The following is a 22740-nucleotide window of genomic DNA, read 5'->3' as shown; positions in this document are numbered from 1 at the left end:
TTACTTCTTGCTCTTGGCGGATTCGCGGTCGTAGGCGGCGCGGTTGAAGCTTTCGCCACCCGATTCAGCCACCTGGCGGACGATGGCCCAGTCCTTCTGGTAGGTCACCGGATAGAAGCGGTCGGCGCCATCGAAGGCCTTGGACATTTCCGCGGGGAAGCGGTAGTCGTAGAAGCACTTGAGCATCTGGTCGCGGAATTTGGGCTCCAGGTCATGCGCGTAGGCGAACGACGAAGTCGGGAATTTTTCGCTACGGTAGATGACGCGGAAGTCGGCTTCCTTGACCTGGCCGCGTTCAACCATGCGCTTGAACACGTCCGACGCCACGGCGGCGGCGTCGTAGTCGCCGGAATTGACGCCCATGACGGACTGGTCGTGCTTGCCCGAGAAGATCACCTTGTAATCCTTGTCCGGGGTCAGGCCTTCCTTGGGAAACAGGGCCACGGGCGCCATGTGGCCCGAGTTCGACGACGGCGCGGTGTGAGCCAGCTTCTTGCCCTTCAGGTCCGTCAGCTTCTGGTAGGGGCTGTCTTTTTTGACGATGACGATCAGGTTGTAGCCCTGGAAGCCGTCGGCATAGCCTTTGACGGCAAACGGCACCGCGCCGGCAATGTTCACGGCGAAGGCGGTGGGGCCGGTCGAAAAGCCGCCCACGTGCAGGCGACCCGAGCGCATGGCTTCGATTTCAGCGGCGTTGCTTTGCACCTGATAGAACACAACGCGCTTGCCCGTGCATTCGGACAGGTGCTTGGTGAAGGGCTTGAAAATGTCTTCGTACACCGCCGGGTCTTCCACGGGGGTGTAGGTGAACACCAGGGTCGACGGTGTCTTCAGCTTGGAGGCGTCGGAGGGTGTGTCCGCCACCAGATCCTTGTTGGCGTCGCAGTACATCTGGTCCAGATCGCCACGGTTCGAGCAGGTATCGGCGGCGTTGGCGGCCGAACCGCCAACGGCGAACGCGGCCAGGGCGGCCGCTTGCATTAGACGCATCGCGTGCATGGTTTTGTCTCCTCTTGGGATGAATTTGAATATTTGCTGAATTCAAACACACAAGAGGGGACAGGCACACCTGGGAAAGTCCCTGCCTTTCTTTTCGGGATTTGTTCGAATTGTTCGCTTTATGTTCGTTTGTTTGCGAACGCCGGCAGGGCGGGTCAGCCCCGATAGCCCAGCTTGCGCGAGATCTCGTGCGCGCAGGCCAGAAGCGGTTTGGCAATCGTGCCGTCCCACGACACATCGAACAGCCCCGTCGGGCCCAGGCTGGTCAGTGCCAGCACGATGTTGCCGGTGTTGTCGAACACCGGCACCGACAGCGCATCCACGCCCGGCAGCGGGTTGCCCAGCGCGCGCGCCATGCCGTGCACGCGGATGTCGGCCAGCTGGGCTTCGATATTGGCGCGCGACGCCTTGCGCGGCGGCGGCACGCTGGCGATGACGGCGGTGTCGCCTTCTTCGCGCGCGATGTAGTGGTCGCTGACCTTGGGCGGCAGCCACGCCGCGAACACCAGCCCCGTGGCGGTGTGCAGCATGGACATCACCGTGCCCTTGCGCATGTTCACGTGCACCGGGTAGCTGGCTTCGGTCATGTGGATCATCGTGGGGCCGTGCGAGCCCAGCACGGCGATACCCAGCGTGTGGCCGATGTCCGATTGCAGCTTGGCGATCTCCGGCATGGCGATGCGCACCGGGTCCAGCCGTTGCAGGCTGACCAGCCCCATCTGCAAGGCGAAGGGGCCAAGCTCGTACTGGCCGGTAACGGCATCCTGCTGCACCAGCCCCACGCGGATGAAGCTGACCAGATAGGGGTGCGCCTTGGCGGACGTCATGCCGGCGCCCGCCGCCAGGTCGCGCAGGGTCAGCGGCTTGCCGGCGTCGACCAGGGCGGACAACAACGGCACGCCCACTTCGATGGACTGGATGCTGCGGCGGCCATCATTGGCGGGCGCGGCGGGGGTCTTGGAGGTGGCCACGGTGTGTCTGCCCTTATGCCAATCGGGCTGGGGATGATGGCGCGGCCTGCGGTTGCTGGCGCGCCGCCAACAGTCGGTTGGCCATTTCGACGAACCCGGCGCCGCCGTGATAGGCGGCCACGAACGCGGGGCGGTCCTTCAAGCGGTGCAATTGCGCCTGGATGTTCGCCACGCCCACCGAAATCGGAAAGTACGCGAACATCGGCTCGTCGTTGGGCGAATCGCCGATGAACAGCGTGCTGTCCAGCGCGTCGGCCACGTCCTGGCCGAATTCCCGCTGGAACATCGTGCGCGTCATGGTCAGCTTGTCGTAGTCGCCAAACCAGCCGTTCACGTGGATTGAGCTGACCTTGGCCTGCGCCCCGGCGTCCTGGAAGATCTGGACGATCTTGCTGACGGCCGAATCGGGCAGGGCGGGCACGTCTTCGCAGAAATCGATGGCCAGGTCGGCCACGCGGTAGTCCTGGTCGCTGGCCACCGCGCAGCCCGGCACCTCGGCCAGCACGCGGTCGCGGATGGCATCCAGGCGCTTGCGGCTGGCCTGGCGCGAGGCGGCGTCCGTCCAGTAATGGGTCGTCATGCGGCGGGCCTGGCGGTCATACGCGTAGTAGAACGCGCCGTTTTCCCCCACCACGGCGCGCACCGGCCACATGCGCGCGATATGGTCACACCAGCCGGCCGGGCGGCCGGTGATGGGCACTACCTGGATACCAGCCGCCTCCAGGCGTTCCAGCGCGGCGTAGGCGTCGGCCGGCAGGCGGCCTTCGGTGGTCAGCGTGTCGTCGATGTCGGTCAGGACGACGCGAACCGCCGCCGCCACGGTCAAAGGCATGGCCGCAAGGGCTTGCATGAGGTTTTTCCTTCGAGTTTTAAGGGGGATCTCCGGGCGAAAGTTTAACCGTATGACCCCCGCCGAACGGGCTTCTTGCAGACCAATAGGGGTTCTGGGCCCAGGGGCGGTAAAATCCGGGCTTTCCCGCCTGGTTTGCGTGCCCGCCATGTCCGTCCAGTTGTCCTCTTTGCCCGGCTCCGAGCCGGAATCCTTCGGTATCGCTTCGGTTGCCGAGATCATCGCCGAGCTTCGCGCCGGCCGCATCGTCATCCTGGTTGACGAAGAAGACCGTGAAAACGAGGGCGACCTTGTCATGGCCGCCGAATTCGTCACGCCCGAAGCCATCAACTTCATGGTGACCCACGGCCGCGGCCTGGTCTGCCTGACCCTGACCGAAGAACGCTGCCGCCAGCTGGAGCTGCCCATGATGGCGGCCCGCAACGGCACGCGCTACGGCACCAACTTCACGCAGTCCATCGAAGCCGCCGAAGGCGTTGAAACCGGTATTTCGGCCGCCGACCGCGCCCGCACCATCCAGGTGGCGGTGGCGCGCGATGCCAAGCCGTCCGACCTGGTCCAGCCCGGCCACATCTTCCCGGTGCGCGCGGTGCCCGGCGGCGTGCTGGTACGCGCCGGCCACACCGAAGCCGGTTGCGACCTGACTGCCATGGCCGGCCTGACGCCCGCCGCCGTCATCTGCGAAATCTTGAAGCCCGACGGCACCATGGCCCGCTTGCCGGACCTGGTGGAATTTGCCCGCCAGCACAACCTGAAGATCGGCACCATCGCCGACCTGATCCAGTACCGCAGCGAACACGAATCCATCGTCAAGCGCGTGGGCAAGCGGCCCATGCAGACGGCCTGGGGCACCTTCGAGGCCGTGGCCTACGAAGACGCCGCCACCGGCTCCGCCCACTTGGCGCTGGTGCATGGTAACGTTTCTCCCGACGTCGAAACGCTGGTGCGCGTGCATGAACCGGCTTCCGTGCTGGACGTGCTGGACACCGGCGCCAGCCCGCATAGCTGGGGCGTGGCGAAGGCCCTGGAAGCCATTGCCGCCGCGCCGGCCGGCGTGCTGGTGCTGATGAACTGCCAGTCGTCCACCGAACACCTGTTTGGCCAGATTGCCGGCTGGAGCGACCCCAAGGCCCAGGCCGACGCCGCCGCCAGCACCGACCGCTTCGGCTTGCGCACTTATGGCATCGGCGCGCAGATCCTGCGTGACCTGAATGTGGGCCAGATGAGGCTCCTGGCCCGGCCCCGCAAGATGCCCAGCATGGCGGGCTTTTCCCTGACCATTACGGGTTACGATTGCGACCCGCAGAATACTCCCGCAACACTTAAGGCCGACACATGAACCCTTACATCCTTACCCCCGACCTGAACGGCGAAGGGCTGCACATCGGCATCGTTCGCGCTCGCTTCAACGAAGAAATCGGTCAGGCCGAACTCGAAGCGTGCCTGAAGGAATTGGCCGAGCTGGGCGTGGACGAACGCGACGTGATGGTCACCACCGTCCCGGGCGCCCTGGAACTGGGCGTGGCCCTGTCCCACATGGCCGAAACGTTTGAATTCGACGCTTTGATCGCGCTTGGCGCCGTCATCCGTGGCGAGACCTATCACTTTGAAGTGGTCAGCAATGAAACGGCCACTGCAATCACCCGTATCTCCCTGGAAACCGGCATCCCCGTCGCAAACGGCGTCTTGACCGTCGACACCGACGAGCAGGCGCAAGCCCGCGCCGCCGGCAAGGGCCGCGATTGCGCCCAGGTGGCCGTTGAAATGGCCAACCTGGTGGCGGCGCTGGAACCCGAGGAAGAAGACGAAGACGAAGACGACGAGGACGAAGATTTTGACGACGAAGAAGACGACGACCAGCGCTGATAGCGCGGCGCAAGCCCGCGCCAACGCGCGCAGCGCACGCCGCCGTGCACGCGAATTCGCGCTGCAAGGCGTTTACGCGTGGCTGCTGCGCGGCGGCGAAGGCACGCAGGACGCCGGCGAGATCGACGCCCATCTGCGCGACACCGAGGATTTTTCCGAGGCCGACGCGCAATGGTTCAAGACCTTGCTGCATGGTGTCCTGCGCGAAGCCCCGGCGCTGCGCGAGCGTTTCACGCCCTATGTCGACCGCCCGCTGGCCGAGTTGTCGCCCGTTGAGCATGGCATCCTGTTGATCGGCAGCTTCGAACTGATTCATCATGTCGAAGTGCCGTACAAGGTTGCCATCAACGAAGCCGTTGAACTGGCAAAGTCGTTCGGCGGTACCGACGGCTTCAAGTTCGTCAACGGCGTGCTCGACAAACTGGCTGCCGACGTGCGCGCCAACGAGGTCCAGGCGGCGGCGCAGCAGCGACGCTGACCCCGCCTGATGGCCTCTTAAGGGGTCAGGCGCGGGCTGCCCTGCGCGCATCGTTGTACGGTGCGCCAGGGGTGGTCCGCGCCTGACCCCTTTCTTATGTGTTTTCCAGCCGGCCGCCGGCCGGCGTATCGGAGTTGCCGTGGCGTCCGAATTTGACTTGATCGCGCGCTATTTCACCCGCACCGCGCCTGCGGGTTTGTTGGGCGTGGGCGATGACTGCGCGTTGTTTCCCGTGCCGCCCGGCGAGCAGGTCGCCACCAGCACCGACCTGCTGCTGGAAGGCCGGCATTTCTTTTCCAACGTGGACCCGCGCGCCCTGGGCCACAAGGCGCTGGCCGTGAACCTGTCCGACCTGGCCGCCATGGGCGCGCGCCCGATCGGCTGCGTGCTGGGCCTGGCCTTGCCGCGCCTGGACGAACCCTGGCTGGCTGCCTTCGCGGATGGCTTCCATGCACTGGCCGATGCCCACGGCTGCCCGCTCATCGGTGGCGACACCACCCGCAGCGCGCACGATCTGGCCATCAGCGTGACGGTGTTCGGTGCGGTGCCCGCCGGGCAGGCATTGCGGCGTGACGGCGCGCAGGCGGGCGACGATATCTGGGTGTCGGGCGAACTGGGCGCGGCGGATGTGGCCTACCGATTGCTGGACGGCCAGTATCCCGCCAACGACGCCTTGCTGGCCGCAACCCGCCCCGCGCTGGAATGGCCGCAACCGCAGGTCCCGCTGGGCTTGGCACTGCGCGGCATTGCCCACGCGGCCATCGATCTGTCGGACGGCTTGCTGCAAGACCTGGGGCACATCCTGGCCGCCAGCCGCCTTGGCGCCAACCTGGAATACGCCCGCATGCCGGTGGCTGCCGCCTTGGCGGCGCTGGACGATGCGCCGCGTCGCCGCGCCGTATTGGGCGGGGGCGACGTCTATCAGCTGTGCTTTACCGCGCCCGCCGCGCGGCGCGAGGCCGTGCAACAGGCCGCCGATCAGGCGCAAGCGCGGGTGACGCGCGTTGGCCACACACTGGCCCAACCCGGGCTGCGCGTGTTGGATGCGCAAGGTCAGCCGCTGGCCGACCTGCCCGCCGGCTTCGATCATTTTCCGGCGGCTTGAATGTGAATAGCCGATTCCGGTTTCCGTTTTCCTCCTCCTCTTTCAAGCGGCCCAGGCACCATGTCCTCTTCCGATAAGTCCTCCCCGTCCATGCGCGAACGCTCGCGGGCTGCGTATCCCACGCTTGGGTGGGTGTGCCGTGACCCTGGCCGCCTGATCGCCTTTGGCCTGGGCAGCGGCCTGATCCGGCCGGCCTCGGGCACGTGGGGCACGCTACTTGCTTGGGGCATCTGGGTTGCCGCCGCGCCCGCGGCATCCGACCTGGCGATTGGCGTGTTCCTGGCGTTGGCCTTTCTGTATGGCTGCTGGGCCTGCCATCGCGTAGGCCGTGAACTTGGGCAGGCCGATCATGTCGGAATGGTCTGGGACGAGATGGTGGCGTTTTGGCTGGTGCTGTGGCTGACGCCGGCGGGTTGGTTGTCGCAGTTGTTGGCGTTTGCGTTGTTTCGCACGTTCGACATCGTCAAGCCGCCGCCCATCAAGTTCTTCGACGCCCATATCAAGGGTGGCTTTGGCGTCATGTGGGACGATATCGTCGCGGCGGGCTATGCCCTGTTGGTCATGGTGCTGGTCGCGCGCACAGGAGTCTTGGGATGAGCGAACTGCAAGGAAATACCCGTTCGAATCTGTCGGCGGCGCAGTTGTCGGAAGCCACTCTGGCCGGCTTGGCCGAACGGCTGGGCGACGCAATGCGGCGCCATGGCTGGATGCTGGGCACGGCGGAATCGTGCACCGGTGGGCTGTTGGCAGGCGCGATGACGTCGGTGGCGGGTTCCAGCGATTGGTTCGAACGCGGCTTCGTCACCTACAGCAACGATGCCAAAGTGACCGAGCTGGACGTCTCGCCCGACGCGCTGCATCACTTTGGCGCGGTCAGCGAACCCGTGGCGCTTGAGATGGCCAACGGCGTGTTGTTGGTTGCGCCCGCCGCGCACGTGGCCGTGTCCACGACAGGCATTGCGGGGCCGGGGGGCGCCACGCCGGGCAAGCCGGTGGGCATGGTGTCGTTTGGGTTTGCGATGCGGGTGGGCGACGGCATCACCAGCCGCGCCGCCACCCACGTGTTTCCTGGCGACCGTACGCAAGTGCGTCAGGCCGCCGTGGAGTTTGCGTTACGCGGCTTGCTGGAATTCGTGGGGGCTGATCAGGAAATCAACGCACTGCGTTGATCGCATCCCGCAAGCCCTTCGCAGCTTGGCCGGCGGCTTCGCGCCAGTCGTCGCCGCCGCTGGCGTAGATGATGGCGCGCGATGAGTTGATCATCATGCCGCTGCGCGCCGCGTTGGCGCCGGCGTTCACCGTGGCGGTAATGTCGCCGCCTTGCGCACCGATGCCCGGCACCAGCAGGGGCAGGGCGTCGCCAATGCGCTGACGCACCGCCGCCAATTCGTTCGGGAACGTGGCGCCCACCACCAGGCCGCACTGGCCGTTGGCGTTCCACTTGTCGGCAACCAGACCGGCAACGTGCAGGTACAGCGGTTCGCCGTTATCCATCTTCAAGAATTGCAGGTCCGAACCGCCCGGGTTGGACGTGCGGCACAACACGATCACGCCACGGTCGCGCCACGCCAGGTAGGGCTCGACGGAATCCAGCCCCATGTACGGGCTGACCGTCAGCGCGTGCGCCTGGTAGCGTTCGTACGCCTCACGCGCATAGTTCTCGGCGGTGGAACCGATGTCGCCACGCTTGGCGTCCAGCACGATCGGCAGGTCGGGATGCTTGTCGCGGATGTGCTGGCACAGCGCTTCCAATTGGTCTTCGGCGCGGTGCGCGGCAAAGTACGCAATCTGCGGCTTGAAGCTGCAAGCGTACGGCGCGGTGGCATCGACGATGTCGCGGCAGAACTGGAAGATGGCATCCGGCTTGTCCTGCAATTCGCGCGGAAAGCGTTGGGGGTCGGGGTCCAGGCCCACTTGCAGAAGCGAGTTGCTGGAGGTCCAGGCGTGTTCGAGTTTTTGCAGGAAATTCATGGGGAGTTCAGTGCAGTTTGACCCGGGGGCGCGTGCGCCGCATCAGCAGGCGAGCCAGGGCAAGGGAGGCCGTGCGCGAAATGCCCAATACCGCTTTGTGGTGCATCAGGTGCAGGCTCATGTACATCAAGCGCGCCAGTGTACCGCTTACGAACAGTCCCCGTCCGGCAAGCTTGCCCATCAGGCTGCCCACGCCGGCGTCCTGCCCCAGCGACACCAGCGAGCCGTGGTCCTGGTAGACGTAGGGTTCGGTGGGTTCGGCTTTGTGGCGCAGGCGGGCCGTCAGTTTCTTGGCCAGGTAGTCGGCTTCCTGGTGCGCGGCTTGCGCGCGGGCCGGCACGCTGCGGCCGTCGCGCCAAGGCGCCGAGCAGCAATCGCCCAGGGCCAGGATGTTCGGGTCCGGCGTTTCCAGCCGTTCGTTCACTTCCACCTGCCCCAGCTTGTTCAGCGGCAAGCCCAGGTCGGCCAGCAAGGCCGGGCCTTTGATGCCGGCGGCCCACATGCACAACTGCGCGGGGAATTCGCGGCCATCGGCCGTCTTGACGCTGTGGCCGGTCACTTCCGACACGCGGCAGGCGGTTTCAACGCCGATGCCCAGTTCGGTCAGGCGGTGGGTGGCGGCCTCTGAAATCTTTTCCGGCAGCGCCGACAGAATGCGTGGCGCGCCTTCCACCAAGGTAATGGCCAGGTCGCGTTCGGCGCGGAAGTTAGGCAGGCCGTAGGCGCTGACGACGTGGCTGGCTTCCGTCAGTTCCACGGCCAATTCCACGCCGGTGGCGCCGCCGCCCACAATCACCAGGTCCAGCCGGGCGGACGGGTTGTGCACCTTGGCCTGGTCCACCAGCGCCATGGCCTTGAGCATGGTCAGGCGGAACTGTTCGGCGTTTTCGGTGGTGTCCAGCGTGACGGCGTGTTCGGCCGCGCCGGGCGTGTTGAAAAAGTTGGACGTGCTGCCCAGGGCCAGCACCAGGGTGTCGTACCCGAGTTCGCGGCGCGGCAGCACTTCCAGGCCCTGCGTATCGTTGACGGCGTCCACCACGATCTGGCGGCGCTCGCGGTCTATGCTGACCAGGCGGCCCTGCGCGAACGAAAAGCCGTTCATGTGGGCCAGCATCAGGTAGGACAGGCCTTCCTGGTGTATATCCAGGGTGCCGGCGGCCGCTTCATGCAGCGACGGCTTCCAGATGTGGAAGGGCCGGCTGTCGACCAGCGTGATGTGCTGGCGGCCGTGGACCCGGCCAAGTTTGGCGGCCAGTTCAAGGCCACCCGCACCGCCGCCGACGATGACGATGCGTTCAGAGCGTGTTGACGTCGAATTAGGCATCATGGCTCCCAGTATAAAGACGGCCGCATCCCCCACGGGATGCTGACCGTTTCAATGCATGACGAAACGGCTGATCGCCACGCCGATCCAGACGGCGCCTGCAAAAATCAGCAGCAACATGACCGCCGCGCTGCCCAGGTCCTTGGCGCGGCCCAGCAGCGGGTGGCGTTCCACGGACAAGGCATCGGCCAGCGCCTCGATGGCGGAATTAAGCAGCTCTGCCGCCAGCACCATCACCACCGTGCCCACCAGGAAGAACACCTCGACCGTGGTGCGGCCCAGGAAGAACGCGGCCGGGATCATCAGCACGGCCAAGGCCAGTTCCTGGCGGAACGCCGCCTCGTATTTGACGGCCGCCTGCAAGCCTTGCCACGAGTAGCGCAGCGCATTCAGGATGCGGCGCAAGCCGCCGGAGCTTTTGAAGGGCGAGTGTTGCGGGTCGTGGGTCATGTGCGCGTAGGAAGGCCGGGTGTGGCGGCTTTTTAACAGATATGGGTTGCCCGCGTGACGCGGCGCGAACCTATGGGCAAACCCTAATTGTGACGCATGGCCGGCAGGCGCAGGATTCTGGTCAATTGGTAAGGCCACTTTACCCGTCCGGTTTCACCCCACCCACCATGCCGATCCAGACCATCGAGCCGCGCCGCTTGTACCGCCAGATCGCCGACCAGCTGCGTTTGCTGATCGAAGCGGGCGAATTCCCCGTGGGCGCGCGCTTGCCGCCGGAGCGCGACCTGGCGCTGAAGCTGGGCGTGTCGCGCCCGTCCGTGCGCGAGGCCTTGATCGCGCTGGAAGTCGAAGGCTGGGTGGAAGTGCGCATGGGGTCGGGCGTGTACGTGCAAAGCCTGTCGGGCTCGCCGCGCGCCAGCCTGACCGCCGAAAGCCCCCTGGAAACCATCCGCGCCCGCTGGACCATCGAAGGCGAACTTGCCGCCCAGGCCGCCCGCAGCCCCACGCCCGCGCTGGTCGACGGCCTGCTGGAAGCCGTGGGCGCCATGGAAGACGAAGCCCGCGCGGGCTTCGTGCCCATCCGCGGCGACCGGCTGTTTCATTTGCGCGTGGCCGAAATGGCCAACAACGCCGTGCTGGTGCGCGTGGTGGGCGAACTGTTCGACGAACGCCACAACCCCCTGTCCGTGAAACTGGGCGACTACTTTGAAAACCCGGACAGCTGGGCCGTCGCCATCACCGAGCACCGCCGCGTTATCACCGCCATCGCGGCGGGCGATGAGCCTGCCGCGCGCGCGGCCATGCATCACCATCTTTCCTGCTCGTTCGACCGCTTGACCGCCAGTTGGCCGGGCGCGGCCGAGACGATGCGCATCGATAGCAAAGAACCGGCGGCGTCCTGACGCCACCGGGGTTCTCACAGTCGCAGTCGCAGTACCAAGGTGCACCACGTATGTGAAATTCCGATGTGAAACATAAGGCGGGTCGGCCACCCCATCCTGCGCCGCGCCCGCTACCTCAAAGAGAGGAGACAACATGAATAAAGGCAACGCTATCAAAGTGCTGTTTGCCGCCGTCGCGCTGGCCGTCAGTGGCAGCGCGCTGGCGCAAACCAAGTTGAAATGGGCGCATGTGTACGAGACGTCCGAACCCTTCCATACCTCGTCGGTGTGGGCGGCTCAGGAAATCGAAAAACGCACCAACGGCCGCTATCACATCGACGTCTATCCCGCCTCTCAGCTGGGCAAGGAAAACGACATCAACCAGGGCCTCACCCTGGGCACGGTGGACATGATCATTTCCGGCTCCAGCTTCGCCGCCAAGAGCTTCCCGCGCATCGGCGTCACCTACTACCCCTACACCTTCCGCAACCCCGAGCACCTGATCGCCTACACCAAAAGCGACATCTACAAAGAGCTGACGGGCGGCTACGACCAGAAAAGCGGCAACCACATCGTCGCCACCACCTACTACGGCACGCGCCAGACCACGTCCAACCGCGCCTTCACCAAGTGCTCTGAAATGAAGGGCATGAAGATCCGCGTGCCCGACGTGGCCGCCTACCTGGCCATGCCGCGTGCCTGTGGCGCCAACACCGCGCCCATTGCATTCGCCGAGGTCTACCTGGCCTTGCAGAACGGCACCGTGGAAGCGCAGGAGAACCCGCTGACCACCATCGAAGCCAAGAAGTTCTACGAGGTGCAGAAGAACATCGTGCTGACCGGCCACATCGTCGATCACCTGAACACGGTGATCTCGGGCAAGCTGTGGAAGAGCCTGTCCGACGAAGACAAGAAGATCTTCGCCGAGGTCTCGCAGCAGGCGGCCGAAAAGGCGTCGGCCGAAGTGGCCGCCAGCGAAAAGAAGATGGTTGAAGTGTTCAAGAAACGCGGTCTGAACGTGGCCGAAGTCAACATCGACGACTTCCGCAAGACCGTGCTGGAGAAGGTGCCGTTCGAGCAGTACGGCTATCAGAAATCGGATTGGGAAAAGATCCAGGCGGTGAAGTAAGTCCGGGTAGGCCCCCGGTAAGCGCCCGCGTGGGCGGGCCTTGCCGGCCCGCCCCACCTTACCCATTCCGATCAGGGGAACGTCATGCACTCCAACGCGAAAGCGGCGCCGATGGCGGCCGTAAGCCACGGCCCGACGCCGCCGCACAGCCACGCAACGTCATCTTCCGGCCCGCACCAGACCAGCGTGGACGACATCGTCCATAGCTTCGAAGAGGCCGACCAGCACGAAGTCAGCCTGGCAGGCTATCAGCCGGAAGACTGGATCTGCCTGGGCATTTTCTGGGTAATGTCCGGCCTGGTCTTCCTGCAATTTTTTTCCCGCTACGTGTTGAACGATTCCTTCGCGTGGACCGAGGAATTGGCGGTGTACTGCCTGATCGGCGTGGTGTTCCTGGGCGCCGCCATGTGCGTGCGCGCCTGCCGCCACATTCAGGTCGACTTCCTTTACCGCTACCTGCCCAAGCCGGTGGGGCGCGTGCTGGCCACCGTCATCGACATCCTGCGCACCGTGTTCTTCGGCTATGCCGTGTGGCTCACGTATCGCTACATCGTGCTGGTGGGCGACGAGCCCATGACCACGCTGTTCTGGAACAAGTCCTATGTGTACTGGCTGGCCCTGGCGGGCTTTGCCATGATGTTCGTGCGGTCGATGCAGGTGTCCGTGCAGAACTGGCGACAAGGCTATTCCATCCTGGAAAATCCCGCGGCCTACGAGTCGCAGGATTGATCCGACACGCCGGGGCTTGGCCCCTATGACGTTGCAGTGCCTTTCCAGGAGCATGCCATGGGCACATTGATTGGAACCTTTCTGCTGTTGATGATTCTGGGCCTGCCGGTGGCGGTGTCCATGGCGGGCGCGTCGCTGTTGTTCGTGCTGATCTCGGGCAGCGTGCCCGACGTGGTGGTGGCGCAGCGCATGATCGCCGGCGTGGAGTCGTTTCCGCTGCTGGCCGTGCCGTTCTTCATCCTGGCCGGCAACCTGATGAACATTGCCGGCATCACCGGCCGCATCTACAACTTCGCGGTGGCGCTGGTGGGCTGGATGCGCGGCGGGTTGGGGCAGGTCAACATCATCGGCTCGGTCGTCTTCGCCGGCATGTCGGGCACCGCCATCGCCGACGCGGCGGGCCTGGGCACCATCGAAATCAAGGCCATGAAAGACCATGGCTACGAAACCGAATTCGCCGTGGGCGTCACCGCCGCGTCGGCCACGCTGGGCCCCATCATTCCGCCGTCCTTGCCGTTTGTCATCTACGGCATGATGGCCAACGTGTCGATTGGGTCGCTGTTCCTGGCGGGCCTGATTCCGGGCGCCGTGTTGACGATATTGATGATGCTGACCGTGGCGTACTACGCGCGCCGCAACAACTGGGGCGGCGACGTCGCCTTCAACTGGAAGCGGTTGGCCGGCGCCGGGCTGGAAGTGCTGATCGTGCTGGCGTTTCCTTTTTCGATCTGGCTGATGACGCTGGCCGGCGTGTCGCCCAACGTGGCCACCGGAATTTCATTCGTGGCATTGCTGGTGCTGGACTGGCGCTTCAACTTTTCGGCGGTGATGGCGTTGATGGCGCCCGTGATCCTGATCGGCGGCATGACGCTGGGCTGGTTCACGCCTACCGAAGCGGCCGTGGCGGCGGTGATCTGGGCGCTGTTCCTGGGCCTGGTGCGCTACCGCTCGATGACGCTGCGCACGCTGGCCAAGGCCACCTTCGACACCATCGAGACCACGGCGTCCGTGCTGTTCATCGTGACGGCCGCGTCGGTGTTTGCATGGTTGCTGACGACCACGCAAGCGGCGCAGGCGCTGACCGACGCCATCCTCAGCGTGACGCAGAACAAGTGGGTGTTCCTGCTGATGGCCAACGTGTTGATCCTGATCGTGGGCTGCTTCATCGACACCATCGCCGCCATCACGATCCTGGTGCCCATCCTGCTGCCCATCGTGCTCAAGCTGGGCATCGACCCGATTCACTTCGGTTTGATCATGACGCTGAACCTGATGATCGGCTTGCTGCATCCACCCATGGGCATGGTGCTGTTCGTGCTGGCGCGCGTGGCGCGGCTGTCCGTTGAACGCACCACCATGGCCATCCTGCCGTGGCTGGTGCCGCTGTTCGTGGCGCTGATCGCCATTACCTACATCCCCCAGATCACCCTGTGGCTGCCCACCGCAATGGGCATGGCCGGCAAATAAAAAAGGACGCACTCATGTCGGAAAGACTGCAAGGCAAGACCGCCATCGTCACCGCCGCCGGCCAGGGCATCGGCCGCGCCGTGGCCGAGGCGTTTGTGCGAGAAGGCGCCAACGTGCTGGCCGTGGACATCAACGCGGCCGCGCTACAGACGCTGTCGGGCTGCCGCACGCAGGTGGTGGACGTGACCGACGGACGCGCCATCACCGCGCTGGCGCAAGACGCGGGGCCGGTCAACGTGTTGTTCAACGGCGCGGGCTTCGTGCACGCCGGCACCATCCTGGACTGCGACGAGGACGCGTGGGACTTTTCATTCAACCTGAACGTGCGGTCCATGTACCGGCTGATCCGCGCGTGCCTGCCGGGCATGCTGGCGCGCGGCGGCGGTTCCATCGTGAACATGGCGTCGGTGGCCGGCAGCATCAAGGGCGCGCCCAACCGCTGTGCGTACGGCGCCACCAAGGCCGCCGTCATCGGGCTGACCAAGGCGGTGGCGGCCGACTTCGTGGCGCAAGGCATCCGCTGCAATGCCATCTGCCCGGGCACCGTCGAATCGCCGTCGTTGCGCCAGCGCATTGAAGCGCAGGCCGCGGCTAGCGGGCAGACGATTGCCGCCGTGCAGGCCGCGTTCACCGCCCGCCAACCCATGGGCCGCATCGGCCGTACGGATGAAATCGCCGCGTTGGCGGTGTATCTTGCCAGCGACGAATCCGCCTTCACCACGGGCACCACCCAGGTGATCGACGGCGGCTGGACGAACTGAAGCTTTCCCTATTTCCTCTTTCCTATTTCCTATTTCTATTTCCTATTTCCATTTCCTATTTCCATTTCCGCAACAAGGAACCGATATGAAACTGATGCGCCATGGCCCCAAGGGCTCTGAAAAGCCCGGTCTGATCGACAACCAGGGCAAGGTGCGAGACCTGTCCTCCGTATTGCCCGACATCACCGCGCAAACGCTGACGTCCGCGCGCCTGGCCGAACTGCGCGCGCTGGACGCGTCCACGCTGCCGCTGGTGGCCAACCCGGGCCGCATCGCGCCGCCCTGGAGCGGCATGGGCAAGTTCATCTGCATCGGCCTGAACTACGCCGACCACGCCGCCGAATCGGGCCTGCCCGTGCCGGCCGAGCCCGTCATCTTCATGAAGCCCACGTCCGCCGTCGTCGGTCCCAACGACCCCGTCGTGCTGCCGCAGGATTCCGTCAAGACCGATTGGGAAGTCGAGCTGGGCGTGGTCATCGGCGAAAAGGCGCGCTACGTCAGCGAGGCCGACGCCATGAAGCACGTGGCCGGCTATTGCGTGGTCAACGACGTGTCCGAACGCGAATACCAGATCGAACGCGGCGGCACCTGGGACAAGGGCAAGGGCTGCGACACCTTTGGCCCCATCGGCCCTTGGCTGGCCACCGCAGACGAAATCCCCAACCCGCAAGACCTGGAGATGTGGCTGGAAGTGAACGGCAAGCGCTATCAGAACGGCAGCACGCGCACCATGGTGTTTGGCGTGGCGCAGCTGGTGGCGTATGTCAGCCGCTTCATGACGCTGTATCCGGGCGACCTGATCAGCACCGGTACGCCGCCCGGCGTGGGCATGGGGCAAAAGCCCGCGCCCGTGTACCTGAAGGCGGGCGACGACATCAAGCTGGGCATCGCCGGCCTGGGCGAGCAGCGCCAGCGCGTGCATGCCTGGGACCCGGCCTTGATCGACGGCTGATCGCTCGCCCGCCCCGCACCCCTTACTTTCCGGAGTCTTCATGTCCCACAACGATACGGCCGTCATACGCATCCACCCGGCGGATAACGTGGTGATCGCCCGGCGCCAGCTGGTCAGCGGCACGCGGCTGGAAAGCGAAGGGGTGACGGTGCAAGGGCTGGTGCCGCCCGGCCACAAGGTGGCCGTACGCGCCATCGCGGCGGGCGAGCCGGTGCGCCGGTACAACCAGATCATCGGCGTGGCGCGCCAGCCCATTGCGGCCGGGCAGCACGTCCACACGCAGAACCTGGAATTCTCGGCGTTTCAGCGCGACTACGCCGTGGGGCAGGGCGCACACCCCACCGAGTACGTGGCCGAACCCGCCACCTTCGATGGCATCGTGCGCGCCGACGGCCGCATCGCCACGCGCAATTACATCGGCATCCTGACCAGCGTGAACTGTTCGGCCACGGTGGCGCGCGCCATCGCCGACCACTTCCGCCGCGACATCCATCCCGATGCGCTGGCCGCCTGTCCGAACGTGGACGGCGTGGTGGCGCTGACGCACGGCGCGGGCTGCGCCACCGGCAGCGAGGGCGAACCCTTGAAGGTGCTGCGCCGGACCCTGGGCGGCTATGCACGCCATGCCAACTTCGGCGGGCTGATGGTGGTGGGGCTGGGCTGTGAAACCAACCAGATCGGCGGCCTGATGGAACAAGAGGGCCTGCGTGAAAGCGGCCTGCTGCACACCTTCAATATTCAGGACACAGGCGGCACGCGCAAGACGGTGGCGCGCGGCATCGAACTGGTGGAACGTATGCTGGAGCAGGCCAACCAGGTGCAGCGCCAGCCCGTGCCGGCCAGCCATCTGACGGTGGGCCTGCAATGCGGCGGCTCCGACGGCTATTCGGGCATCAGCGCCAACCCCGCGCTGGGCGCCGCGGTGGATCTGCTGGTGCGCCACGGCGGCACCGCCATCCTGTCGGAAACGCCCGAGATCTACGGGGGCGAACACTTGCTGACGCGTCGCGCGCAAACCCCGGCCGTGGCCGACAAACTGCTGGCGCGCGTGCGCTGGTGGGAAGACTACTGCGCCCGCAATGATGCCGAGATGGACAACAACCCGTCGGCCGGCAACAAGGCGGGCGGGCTGACGACCATTCTGGAAAAGTCGTTGGGCGCCATCGCTAAAAGCGGCACCACCAACCTGACCGACGTGTTCGAATACGCCGAGCCCGTGCGCTCGCGCGGGCTGGTGTTCATGGACACCCCGGGCTATGACCCCGTATCGGCCACCGGCCAAGTCGCGGGCGGCGCCAACCTGATCTGCTTTACCACCGGGCGCGGCTCGGCGTATGGCTGCGCGCCCGCGCCGTCGTTAAAGCTGTCGACCAACACCGCGTTGTGGCAGCGCCAGTCCGACGATATCGACATCAATTGCGGCGAAGTGGTGGACGGCGCGCAAAGCGTGGCGCAGATGGGCGAACGCATCTTCCAGCTGATGCTGCAAACCGCTTCGGGGCGGCGCACCCGCAGCGAAGAACACGGCTATGGCCAGAACGAATTCGTGCCGTGGCAGCTGGGCGCGGTGATGTAGGCGAACGGCCCGCGGATACCGGCGACGAGGATCATGATGATGGGGTGTTGCATTTTGTCACTGTCCGGGCATCGAACAATTCTGTGTCTGGGGATATCCTCACCCGCGCGCCGACTGGCCGGTCATCCGACAGGTGCATGGCGCCTTCCGCCCCTGGTCAACCATGCTTGAGCGTTTGAATACGGAGTCGTTGCCGCGTCTGCCCGCAGACGTGGAGAAACCCATCTATGACCGCAGCCGGCTCACGCCCGGCATCGTGCATCTGGGCTTGGGCGCCTTTCATCGCGCGCATCAGGCGGTGATGACGGACCTGGCCATGGAGGCCAGCGGCGATCTTAGCTGGGGCATTCTGGGCGTGTCGTTGCGCCGGCCCGACACGCGCGATGCGCTGACGCCCCAAGACGGCTTGTACACGTTGGCCCTGCGCGACGGCGGCTTCGACGGCCAGGCGCGCGAGCAACTGCGCGTGGTGGGCTCGGTGCTGCGCGTGATGGTGGCCGAAGAAGACCCCAACGCCGTGCTTGAGCGGATTGCGTATCCGCAGACCCGCATCGTCAGCCTGACCGTGACCGAAAAGGGCTACAGCCACGAGCCGGCCACGGGCCATCTGCGCTGGGACGATCCCGACATCCTGCACGACCTTGAAAACCCGCATCGTCCGCGCAGCACCATCGGCATTCTGGTCCATGGCCTGGCGCTGCGCCGCGAGCGCGGCTTGCCGCCCGTCACGCTGATGTCGTGCGACAACCTGCGCGGCAACGGCGACCTGCTGCGCAACCTGGTGCTGGCCTTTGCGCTGCGCGTGGACGTCGCGCTGACCGGCTGGATCGACAAGCACTGCACCTTTCCCAATTCCATGGTGGACCGCATCGTGCCGGGCACGGATGACGATGACCGTCGGCGCATCGCGGACAAGCTCGGCGTGCAAGACGCCTGGCCCGTGGTGGGCGAGCCCTATCTGAATTGGGTGATCGAAGACAAGTTCGCCGCCGGCCGTCCGGCTTGGGAAACGCAGGGCGGCGCCACCTTCGTGCGTAACGCCGCGCCCTACGAACGCTTGAAGCTGCGAATGGTGAACGGCCCGCATTCCGTTTTCGCCTACCTGGGCGCGCTGCTGGGGCACCGGACGATCAGCGAGTCCGTGCAGACGCCCGCGCTGCATGCGTTCGTGGATGCCATGATGCGGCTGGAAATCGCGCCTACGTTGAAGGGCATTCCGGACGGCGGGCTGGAGGAATACCGCCGCCGCTTCCTGGAACGGGTCGCCAACCCCGCGCTGCCGCATCCGATCCCGCAAGTGGCGATGGACGGCTCGCAAAAAATCCCGCAGCGGCTGCTGGAAACCATACGCGACCGCTTGCGCGCGGGCGACGACATCCAGCGCCTATCCCTGGCAGTGGCCGCGTGGCTGCATTATCTGCGTGGCGAGGACGAGCAAGGCGGGCGCTACGCCATCGACGACCCGCTGGCCGCGCGGCTTGCCAAGCTGCTGTCGCGCGCCGAGGTCGCCGCCCGCGCGTCCGCGCCCGCGCAATCGGCGCACCGCCGCGCGATGGTGCTGGCGGGATACAAGCCGGTGTTCGGCAACCTGGGCCGCGTGCCCGACTTCGTGGCCGCGCTAAGCACGCATCTGGAAAACCTGCGCCAGCATGGCGTGCTGTACGCCGTGCAAGCCGCTACCTGAGGAGAGCGCCGCATGTCTGGGCAAAGCCGAGTGGATGCCGATGAATGGGAACGCTGGGGCAGCGCCTGCCTGCACGCACAAGGTTTCAGCGATGAAGACGCGCGCAGCCTGGTGGCCAGCTTGGCGCAGACCAGTTTGTGGGGCATTGATTCGCACGGCATCGCCCGGCTGCCGCACTACCTGAACCGTGTCGCGCACGGCTCGATCGTGCCGCGCCCCGCCATTCGCATCGACCGGACCGGGCCCGGCACGGCGCAGCTGCACGGCGGGCAAGGGCAGGGCATCATCGTGGCGCACCGGGCCAACGCGCTGGCCATTGAGCTGGCGGGCGAAGCGGGCATCGCCGCCGTGGGCGTCAGCGATTCTTCGCATTGCGGCGCCGTCGGCTTGTACAGCCGCGCGGCGGCACGGCAAGGTTTGATCGGCATTGCGTTCACCCATTCGGATTCGATTGCCGCGCCGCATGGCGGCCATCAGCCGTTCTTTGGCACCAACCCGATATCGCTGGCGTTTCCGCGCGCAGGCGCGCAGCCCTTGTGTCTGGACATGGCAACCACCGCCATTCCGTGGAACCGCGTCATGAACGCGCGCCGCGATGGCGTGGCGTTGCCGCCCGGGGTGGCGCTTGATGCCGCCGGGCGGGATTGCACGGACGCAGACGCCGTGCGCGCCCTGCGGCCGTTGGGCGGCGAAGAATACGGCTACAAGGGCTACGGCCTGGCGATGATGATCGAGCTGCTGTGCGGCCCGTTGAACGGCAACCCGTTCGGCCCGCATATCTCGCCCATGTATGAACAATTGCAGCGCCCGCGCGAGCTGGGTGCGTTCTTTATCGTGATCGATCCGGATCGCTTCGCGGGCGGCGCGGCGCTGGCGGGCGTGGTGGCGGCAATGGCGATGGAACTCTCGGCGCAACCGGGCGCGCCGCGCATGCCGGGCGACCCTGAAGCGGCGGCCGAGGCCGCGCGCCGGCAAGACGGCATTCCCGTGCCGCCCGCCTTGTGGGCGCAGATGCAGGATTGGAGCCTGCGCCTGGGCGTGCCGCTGCCCGCGCAACGTGTCTGAGCAAGCGGACCTACACCCCCAGGTACTGCAACAGCCGGGGCTCGTCATCCAGAAACGCTTGCGATGATCCCGTCCACGCCACGCGCCCCTTTTCGACAATGGCGTGATGGTCGGCGGTGGCCAGCAGCGGCTCCAGGTTCTTGTCGATGCACAGCACGGCCAGCCCGGTCTGCTTCAGGCTGTCCAGCGCCTGCCAGATTTCTTCGCGCACCACGGGCGCCAGCCCTTCGGTGGCTTCATCGAGAATCAGCAAGCGCGGGTTGGTCAACAGCGCCCGCCCGATTGCCAGCATCTGTTGTTCGCCGCCGGACAAATGGCTGCCCAGATGCCGCGCGCGTTCGGCCAAGCGCGGAAACAGCGCGTACACGCGGTCCAACGACCACGGTTGCGCCAGGCCCTGGCGGTTGTGCGCGGTGGCAATCAGGTTTTCGCGCACGGACAAGTTCGGGAAGATATGCCGCCCTTCGGGCACCAGTCCGATGCCGCATTGCGCCACCTTGTAGGACGGCAGCCGGCTGATGTCCTGGCCATCAAAAACAATGCTGCCCGTGGTGGCGCGCGCCAGGCCCATCACGGTTTTCACGGTGGTGGACTTGCCCATGCCGTTGCGGCCCAGCAGCGTCACGAATTGGCCCGGCCCAATGTCCAGGTCGATGCCGAACAGTGCCTGGCTGGCGCCATAGTGCGCCGTCACGCCGCGCAGCGATAGCAGGGGGCTCATGCGGCGGCCTCCTGCTTGCGGCGGGCGCTGGCGCGTTCGCTGCCCAGATAGCATTCGCGCACGTGCGGGTCGTTGCGGATCTGGTCGGCCGTGCCGCAAGCCAGCGCGCTGCCGTAGACCAGTACCGTAATGCGGTCTGACAGCGCGAAGACGGCTTGCATATCGTGTTCCACCAGCAAGATCGTGTAGCGGCCGCGCAGCTGCAATAGCAGGCGCGTCATGGCTTCGGATTCGTGTTGGCTCATGCCCGCCATGGGCTCGTCCAGCAACAGCAGCGACGGCTGGCACGCCAGCACCATCGCCAACTCCAGTTGCCGCAGTTCGCCATGCGCAAGCTCGGCTGCCGGGGTGTTGGCGCGGGCCGATAAGCCGGCCAGCGCCAGCGCGTCGCGGGCCGGCTCCGTCAGCGCGGGCGTGCCCAGCACGGGCTTGAAGAATCGAAAACTGTGGCCACGCCGCGCCTGCACTGCCATCGCCACGTTCTCCAAAGCGGTGAACGGCTTGAACACCGAGGTGATCTGATACGAGCGGGCCAGGCCATGGCGCACCCGCGTGTGCACGGGCATGCGGGTAATGTCGCGGTTATCCAGCAGCACGCGCCCGGCATCGGGGCGAAGTTCGCCGCTAAGTTGGCCGATCAGCGTGGTCTTGCCCGCGCCGTTCGGGCCGATCACCGCATGCAATTCGCCCGCTTGCACGTCCAGCGACAAGTTGTCCGTGACCGTCAGTCCGCCATAACGCTTGACCAGGTTTTCAACACGCAAGGCGCTCATTGCGGTTCTCCGGAAGGCTGGCCCAGCGGCGCGGCGGGGTGGCGACGCCAGGGCGTGTCGGGCAAGCTGCCATACACGCCGCGCCGCGACACGAGCACCACGCCCACGATCAACAGCCCCATGATCAGCATCCAATGCCCGGTCAACAGCTTCAGCCCTTCTTCCAACAGCAGGAAGGCCAGCGCGCCGACAACGGGGCCGAACAGCGTGCCGATGCCGCCCAGCACCACCATCACAATCAATTCGCCCGACGTGGTCCATGCCAGATAGGACGGCGATACGTACATCGTGAGGTTGGCCAGCAGCACGCCCGCCACGCCGCAGATCATGGCCGACAACACGTAAGCGGCCAGCCGGTAGCGCAGCGTGGGAAAGCCCAGCGCGCGCATGCGCCGTTCGTTGGCCTGGCAGCCGCGCAACGCCATGCCGAACGGCGCGTGGATCAGCCGATGCATCAGCGCCAGCACCAACACCAGCACGCCGAAAGCCGCGTAGTACAGCGCCAGCGGCGTATCCAGCCGGAACGCACCGAAGTCACTGCCCGCAAACAAGGACATGCCGTCGTCGCCGCCAAAGCCGTCCAGCCCTGTGGCCAGAAAGTAGAACATCTGCGCGAACGCCAGCGTAATCGTGATGAAGGCGATGCCCGAGGTGCGCATCACGACGAACCCGCTGACCAAGCCCACCACGGCGCACGCGCCCAGCGCTCCCGCCAGATGCAGCCAGCCGCTTTCGATACCGTAGTGCGACATCACCCCCACCGAATACGCGCCCAGGCCCAGGTACAACGCATGGCCAAAGCTGACCATGCCGCCAAAGCCCAGCAACAGGTTCAGGGCCAGCGCCGCCACGCCGTACACCAGCACGCGGCCGAACAAGGCCAGTAGGAAAGGTTCACCCTGCCAGTGGGCATACACCGGCACCAAGGCCAGCAGCACCAGCAAGGCGGCGGCAACCAGAAAGCGCGCGGACGGAATGTGCATGCGAT

The 22740-nt window shown here is 65.7% G+C and carries 24 protein-coding genes; 15 read left to right on the top strand and 9 right to left on the bottom strand.

Going from position 1 to position 22740, the window contains the following annotated elements:
- The 3 genes from phnD to DVB37_RS23820 all read right to left on the bottom strand — a co-directional run bounded on the left by phnD (nucleotide 1) and on the right by DVB37_RS23820 (nucleotide 2820).
- Nucleotides 1-999 carry a phosphate/phosphite/phosphonate ABC transporter substrate-binding protein gene (gene phnD, locus DVB37_RS23830; protein ID WP_046803766.1) on the bottom strand — a complete coding sequence of 333 codons (999 nt, stop codon included), beginning with the start codon at nucleotides 997-999 and terminating at the stop codon, nucleotides 1-3.
- A 155-nt stretch (nucleotides 1000-1154) separates the two neighbouring features.
- A complete protein-coding gene (locus DVB37_RS23825; RefSeq protein WP_120156971.1) occupies nucleotides 1155-1970 on the bottom strand; it encodes an IclR family transcriptional regulator in 816 nt (271 codons plus the stop codon).
- Nucleotides 1971-1983: 13 nt separating this feature from the next.
- Nucleotides 1984-2820 carry an HAD-IIB family hydrolase gene (locus DVB37_RS23820; protein WP_120156970.1) on the bottom strand — a complete coding sequence of 279 codons (837 nt, stop codon included), beginning with the start codon at nucleotides 2818-2820 and terminating at the stop codon, nucleotides 1984-1986.
- Between the two features lie 148 nt (nucleotides 2821-2968).
- Here DVB37_RS23820 and ribBA point away from each other — a divergent pair, with 148 nt between their 5' ends.
- The 6 genes from ribBA (at nucleotide 2969) to DVB37_RS23790 (ending at nucleotide 7438) form a co-directional block, all read left to right on the top strand.
- A complete protein-coding gene (gene ribBA, locus DVB37_RS23815; protein WP_046803769.1) occupies nucleotides 2969-4159 on the top strand; it encodes a bifunctional 3,4-dihydroxy-2-butanone-4-phosphate synthase/GTP cyclohydrolase II in 1191 nt (396 codons plus the stop codon).
- Nucleotides 4156-4686 (top strand): 6,7-dimethyl-8-ribityllumazine synthase, encoded by a 531-nt coding sequence (gene ribH / locus DVB37_RS23810; protein ID WP_046803770.1) that lies wholly within the window; start codon nucleotides 4156-4158, stop codon nucleotides 4684-4686. The genes ribBA and ribH overlap by 4 nt, the downstream gene beginning before the upstream one ends.
- Entirely contained in the window at nucleotides 4655-5164 is a 510-nt protein-coding gene (gene nusB / locus DVB37_RS23805) for a transcription antitermination factor NusB (RefSeq protein WP_006227614.1), read from the top strand. Before ribH ends, nusB begins: the two co-directional genes overlap by 32 nt.
- A 139-nt stretch (nucleotides 5165-5303) precedes the next feature.
- A complete protein-coding gene (gene thiL, locus DVB37_RS23800) occupies nucleotides 5304-6269 on the top strand; it encodes a thiamine-phosphate kinase (protein WP_104141989.1) in 966 nt (321 codons plus the stop codon).
- A gap of 90 nt (nucleotides 6270-6359) precedes the next feature.
- Nucleotides 6360-6866 (top strand): phosphatidylglycerophosphatase A, encoded by a 507-nt coding sequence (locus DVB37_RS23795; protein ID WP_046803772.1) that lies wholly within the window; start codon nucleotides 6360-6362, stop codon nucleotides 6864-6866.
- Nucleotides 6867-6958: 92 nt separating this feature from the next.
- On the top strand, nucleotides 6959-7438 hold the full coding sequence (locus tag DVB37_RS23790) for a CinA family protein (protein ID WP_370638788.1): 480 nt from the start codon (nucleotides 6959-6961) through the stop codon (nucleotides 7436-7438).
- Here DVB37_RS23790 and pyrF read toward each other — a convergent pair.
- From pyrF to DVB37_RS23775, 3 genes are read right to left on the bottom strand one after another with little or no spacing between them, the layout of a single operon-like run.
- Nucleotides 7422-8240, bottom strand: coding sequence for an orotidine-5'-phosphate decarboxylase (pyrF, locus tag DVB37_RS23785; RefSeq protein WP_120156969.1), 819 nt, complete (start codon nucleotides 8238-8240; stop codon nucleotides 7422-7424). The genes DVB37_RS23790 and pyrF overlap by 17 nt on opposite strands.
- Before the next feature lie 7 nt (nucleotides 8241-8247).
- The gene (locus tag DVB37_RS23780) at nucleotides 8248-9567 is read right to left on the bottom strand and encodes an NAD(P)/FAD-dependent oxidoreductase (protein ID WP_120156968.1); all 1320 of its coding nucleotides are present in this window, start codon (nucleotides 9565-9567) and stop codon (nucleotides 8248-8250) included.
- A gap of 48 nt (nucleotides 9568-9615) precedes the next feature.
- The gene (locus tag DVB37_RS23775) at nucleotides 9616-10014 is read right to left on the bottom strand and encodes a diacylglycerol kinase (RefSeq protein ID WP_006221640.1); all 399 of its coding nucleotides are present in this window, start codon (nucleotides 10012-10014) and stop codon (nucleotides 9616-9618) included.
- A gap of 167 nt (nucleotides 10015-10181) precedes the next feature.
- On the opposite strand from DVB37_RS23775, the gene DVB37_RS23770 reads away from it, so the two are divergent.
- The 9 genes from DVB37_RS23770 to DVB37_RS23730 all read left to right on the top strand — a co-directional run bounded on the left by DVB37_RS23770 (nucleotide 10182) and on the right by DVB37_RS23730 (nucleotide 20258).
- Nucleotides 10182-10916, top strand: coding sequence for a FadR/GntR family transcriptional regulator (locus DVB37_RS23770; RefSeq protein ID WP_046803774.1), 735 nt, complete (start codon nucleotides 10182-10184; stop codon nucleotides 10914-10916).
- 133 nt (nucleotides 10917-11049) lie between these two features.
- A complete protein-coding gene (locus DVB37_RS23765) occupies nucleotides 11050-12024 on the top strand; it encodes a sialic acid TRAP transporter substrate-binding protein SiaP (RefSeq protein ID WP_046803775.1) in 975 nt (324 codons plus the stop codon).
- A gap of 84 nt (nucleotides 12025-12108) precedes the next feature.
- Nucleotides 12109-12753, top strand: a complete 645-nt coding sequence (locus DVB37_RS23760) for a TRAP transporter small permease (RefSeq protein WP_205571586.1) — start codon at nucleotides 12109-12111, stop codon at nucleotides 12751-12753.
- A gap of 57 nt (nucleotides 12754-12810) precedes the next feature.
- The gene (locus DVB37_RS23755) at nucleotides 12811-14220 is read left to right on the top strand and encodes a TRAP transporter large permease (protein WP_046803776.1); all 1410 of its coding nucleotides are present in this window, start codon (nucleotides 12811-12813) and stop codon (nucleotides 14218-14220) included.
- Between the two features lie 14 nt (nucleotides 14221-14234).
- Entirely contained in the window at nucleotides 14235-14981 is a 747-nt protein-coding gene (locus tag DVB37_RS23750; RefSeq protein WP_120156967.1) for an SDR family oxidoreductase, read from the top strand.
- 85 nt (nucleotides 14982-15066) lie between these two features.
- Nucleotides 15067-15933, top strand: a complete 867-nt coding sequence (locus tag DVB37_RS23745; protein WP_120156966.1) for a fumarylacetoacetate hydrolase family protein — start codon at nucleotides 15067-15069, stop codon at nucleotides 15931-15933.
- Nucleotides 15934-15973: 40 nt separating this feature from the next.
- On the top strand, nucleotides 15974-17509 hold the full coding sequence (locus DVB37_RS23740; protein WP_120156965.1) for a UxaA family hydrolase: 1536 nt from the start codon (nucleotides 15974-15976) through the stop codon (nucleotides 17507-17509).
- Nucleotides 17510-17672: 163 nt separating this feature from the next.
- Nucleotides 17673-19193: a mannitol dehydrogenase family protein gene (locus DVB37_RS23735; RefSeq protein ID WP_120156964.1), complete on the top strand. Its 1521-nt coding sequence runs from the start codon at nucleotides 17673-17675 to the stop codon at nucleotides 19191-19193.
- A gap of 12 nt (nucleotides 19194-19205) precedes the next feature.
- The gene (locus DVB37_RS23730; RefSeq protein ID WP_120156963.1) at nucleotides 19206-20258 is read left to right on the top strand and encodes an Ldh family oxidoreductase; all 1053 of its coding nucleotides are present in this window, start codon (nucleotides 19206-19208) and stop codon (nucleotides 20256-20258) included.
- Between the two features lie 10 nt (nucleotides 20259-20268).
- Here the strand turns inward: DVB37_RS23730 and DVB37_RS23725 are convergent, their stop codons facing one another.
- From DVB37_RS23725 to DVB37_RS23715, 3 genes are read right to left on the bottom strand one after another with little or no spacing between them, the layout of a single operon-like run.
- The gene (locus DVB37_RS23725) at nucleotides 20269-20979 is read right to left on the bottom strand and encodes an ABC transporter ATP-binding protein (RefSeq protein WP_120156962.1); all 711 of its coding nucleotides are present in this window, start codon (nucleotides 20977-20979) and stop codon (nucleotides 20269-20271) included.
- Complete coding sequence (locus tag DVB37_RS23720; protein WP_120156961.1) at nucleotides 20976-21752, bottom strand: ABC transporter ATP-binding protein; 777 nt, start codon at nucleotides 21750-21752, stop codon at nucleotides 20976-20978. The genes DVB37_RS23725 and DVB37_RS23720 overlap by 4 nt, the downstream gene beginning before the upstream one ends.
- The gene (locus DVB37_RS23715) at nucleotides 21749-22735 is read right to left on the bottom strand and encodes a branched-chain amino acid ABC transporter permease (RefSeq protein ID WP_240433987.1); all 987 of its coding nucleotides are present in this window, start codon (nucleotides 22733-22735) and stop codon (nucleotides 21749-21751) included. Before DVB37_RS23715 ends, DVB37_RS23720 begins: the two co-directional genes overlap by 4 nt.
- Nucleotides 22736-22740: the final 5 nt, after the last annotated feature.

Origin of the sequence: Achromobacter sp. B7, assembly GCF_003600685.1 — a bacterium.
Lineage (GTDB): Bacteria > Pseudomonadota > Gammaproteobacteria > Burkholderiales > Burkholderiaceae_B > Achromobacter > Achromobacter spanius_B.
This window is presented reverse-complemented; position numbering and strand designations above follow the sequence as displayed.

Bases quoted from the DNA above. Each gene is read 5' to 3' on its own strand.
- phnD (WP_046803766.1), bottom strand. From the start codon at position 999: ATGCACGCGATGCGTCTAATGCAAGCGGCCGCCCTGGCCGCGTTCGCC.
- DVB37_RS23820 (WP_120156970.1), bottom strand. From the start codon at position 2,820: ATGCAAGCCCTTGCGGCCATGCCTTTGACCGTGGCGGCGGCGGTTCGC.
- ribBA (WP_046803769.1), top strand. From the start codon at position 2,969: ATGTCCGTCCAGTTGTCCTCTTTGCCCGGCTCCGAGCCGGAATCCTTC.
- ribH (WP_046803770.1), top strand. From the start codon at position 4,156: ATGAACCCTTACATCCTTACCCCCGACCTGAACGGCGAAGGGCTGCAC.
- DVB37_RS23795 (WP_046803772.1), top strand. From the start codon at position 6,360: ATGCGCGAACGCTCGCGGGCTGCGTATCCCACGCTTGGGTGGGTGTGC.
- DVB37_RS23790 (WP_370638788.1), top strand. From the start codon at position 6,959: ATGCGGCGCCATGGCTGGATGCTGGGCACGGCGGAATCGTGCACCGGT.
- pyrF (WP_120156969.1), bottom strand. From the start codon at position 8,240: ATGAATTTCCTGCAAAAACTCGAACACGCCTGGACCTCCAGCAACTCG.
- DVB37_RS23780 (WP_120156968.1), bottom strand. From the start codon at position 9,567: ATGATGCCTAATTCGACGTCAACACGCTCTGAACGCATCGTCATCGTC.
- DVB37_RS23775 (WP_006221640.1), bottom strand. From the start codon at position 10,014: ATGACCCACGACCCGCAACACTCGCCCTTCAAAAGCTCCGGCGGCTTG.
- DVB37_RS23770 (WP_046803774.1), top strand. From the start codon at position 10,182: ATGCCGATCCAGACCATCGAGCCGCGCCGCTTGTACCGCCAGATCGCC.
- DVB37_RS23765 (WP_046803775.1), top strand. From the start codon at position 11,050: ATGAATAAAGGCAACGCTATCAAAGTGCTGTTTGCCGCCGTCGCGCTG.
- DVB37_RS23760 (WP_205571586.1), top strand. From the start codon at position 12,109: ATGCACTCCAACGCGAAAGCGGCGCCGATGGCGGCCGTAAGCCACGGC.
- DVB37_RS23755 (WP_046803776.1), top strand. From the start codon at position 12,811: ATGGGCACATTGATTGGAACCTTTCTGCTGTTGATGATTCTGGGCCTG.
- DVB37_RS23750 (WP_120156967.1), top strand. From the start codon at position 14,235: ATGTCGGAAAGACTGCAAGGCAAGACCGCCATCGTCACCGCCGCCGGC.
- DVB37_RS23745 (WP_120156966.1), top strand. From the start codon at position 15,067: ATGAAACTGATGCGCCATGGCCCCAAGGGCTCTGAAAAGCCCGGTCTG.
- DVB37_RS23740 (WP_120156965.1), top strand. From the start codon at position 15,974: ATGTCCCACAACGATACGGCCGTCATACGCATCCACCCGGCGGATAAC.
- DVB37_RS23735 (WP_120156964.1), top strand. From the start codon at position 17,673: ATGCTTGAGCGTTTGAATACGGAGTCGTTGCCGCGTCTGCCCGCAGAC.
- DVB37_RS23730 (WP_120156963.1), top strand. From the start codon at position 19,206: ATGTCTGGGCAAAGCCGAGTGGATGCCGATGAATGGGAACGCTGGGGC.
- DVB37_RS23725 (WP_120156962.1), bottom strand. From the start codon at position 20,979: ATGAGCCCCCTGCTATCGCTGCGCGGCGTGACGGCGCACTATGGCGCC.
- DVB37_RS23720 (WP_120156961.1), bottom strand. From the start codon at position 21,752: ATGAGCGCCTTGCGTGTTGAAAACCTGGTCAAGCGTTATGGCGGACTG.
- DVB37_RS23715 (WP_240433987.1), bottom strand. From the start codon at position 22,735: ATGCACATTCCGTCCGCGCGCTTTCTGGTTGCCGCCGCCTTGCTGGTG.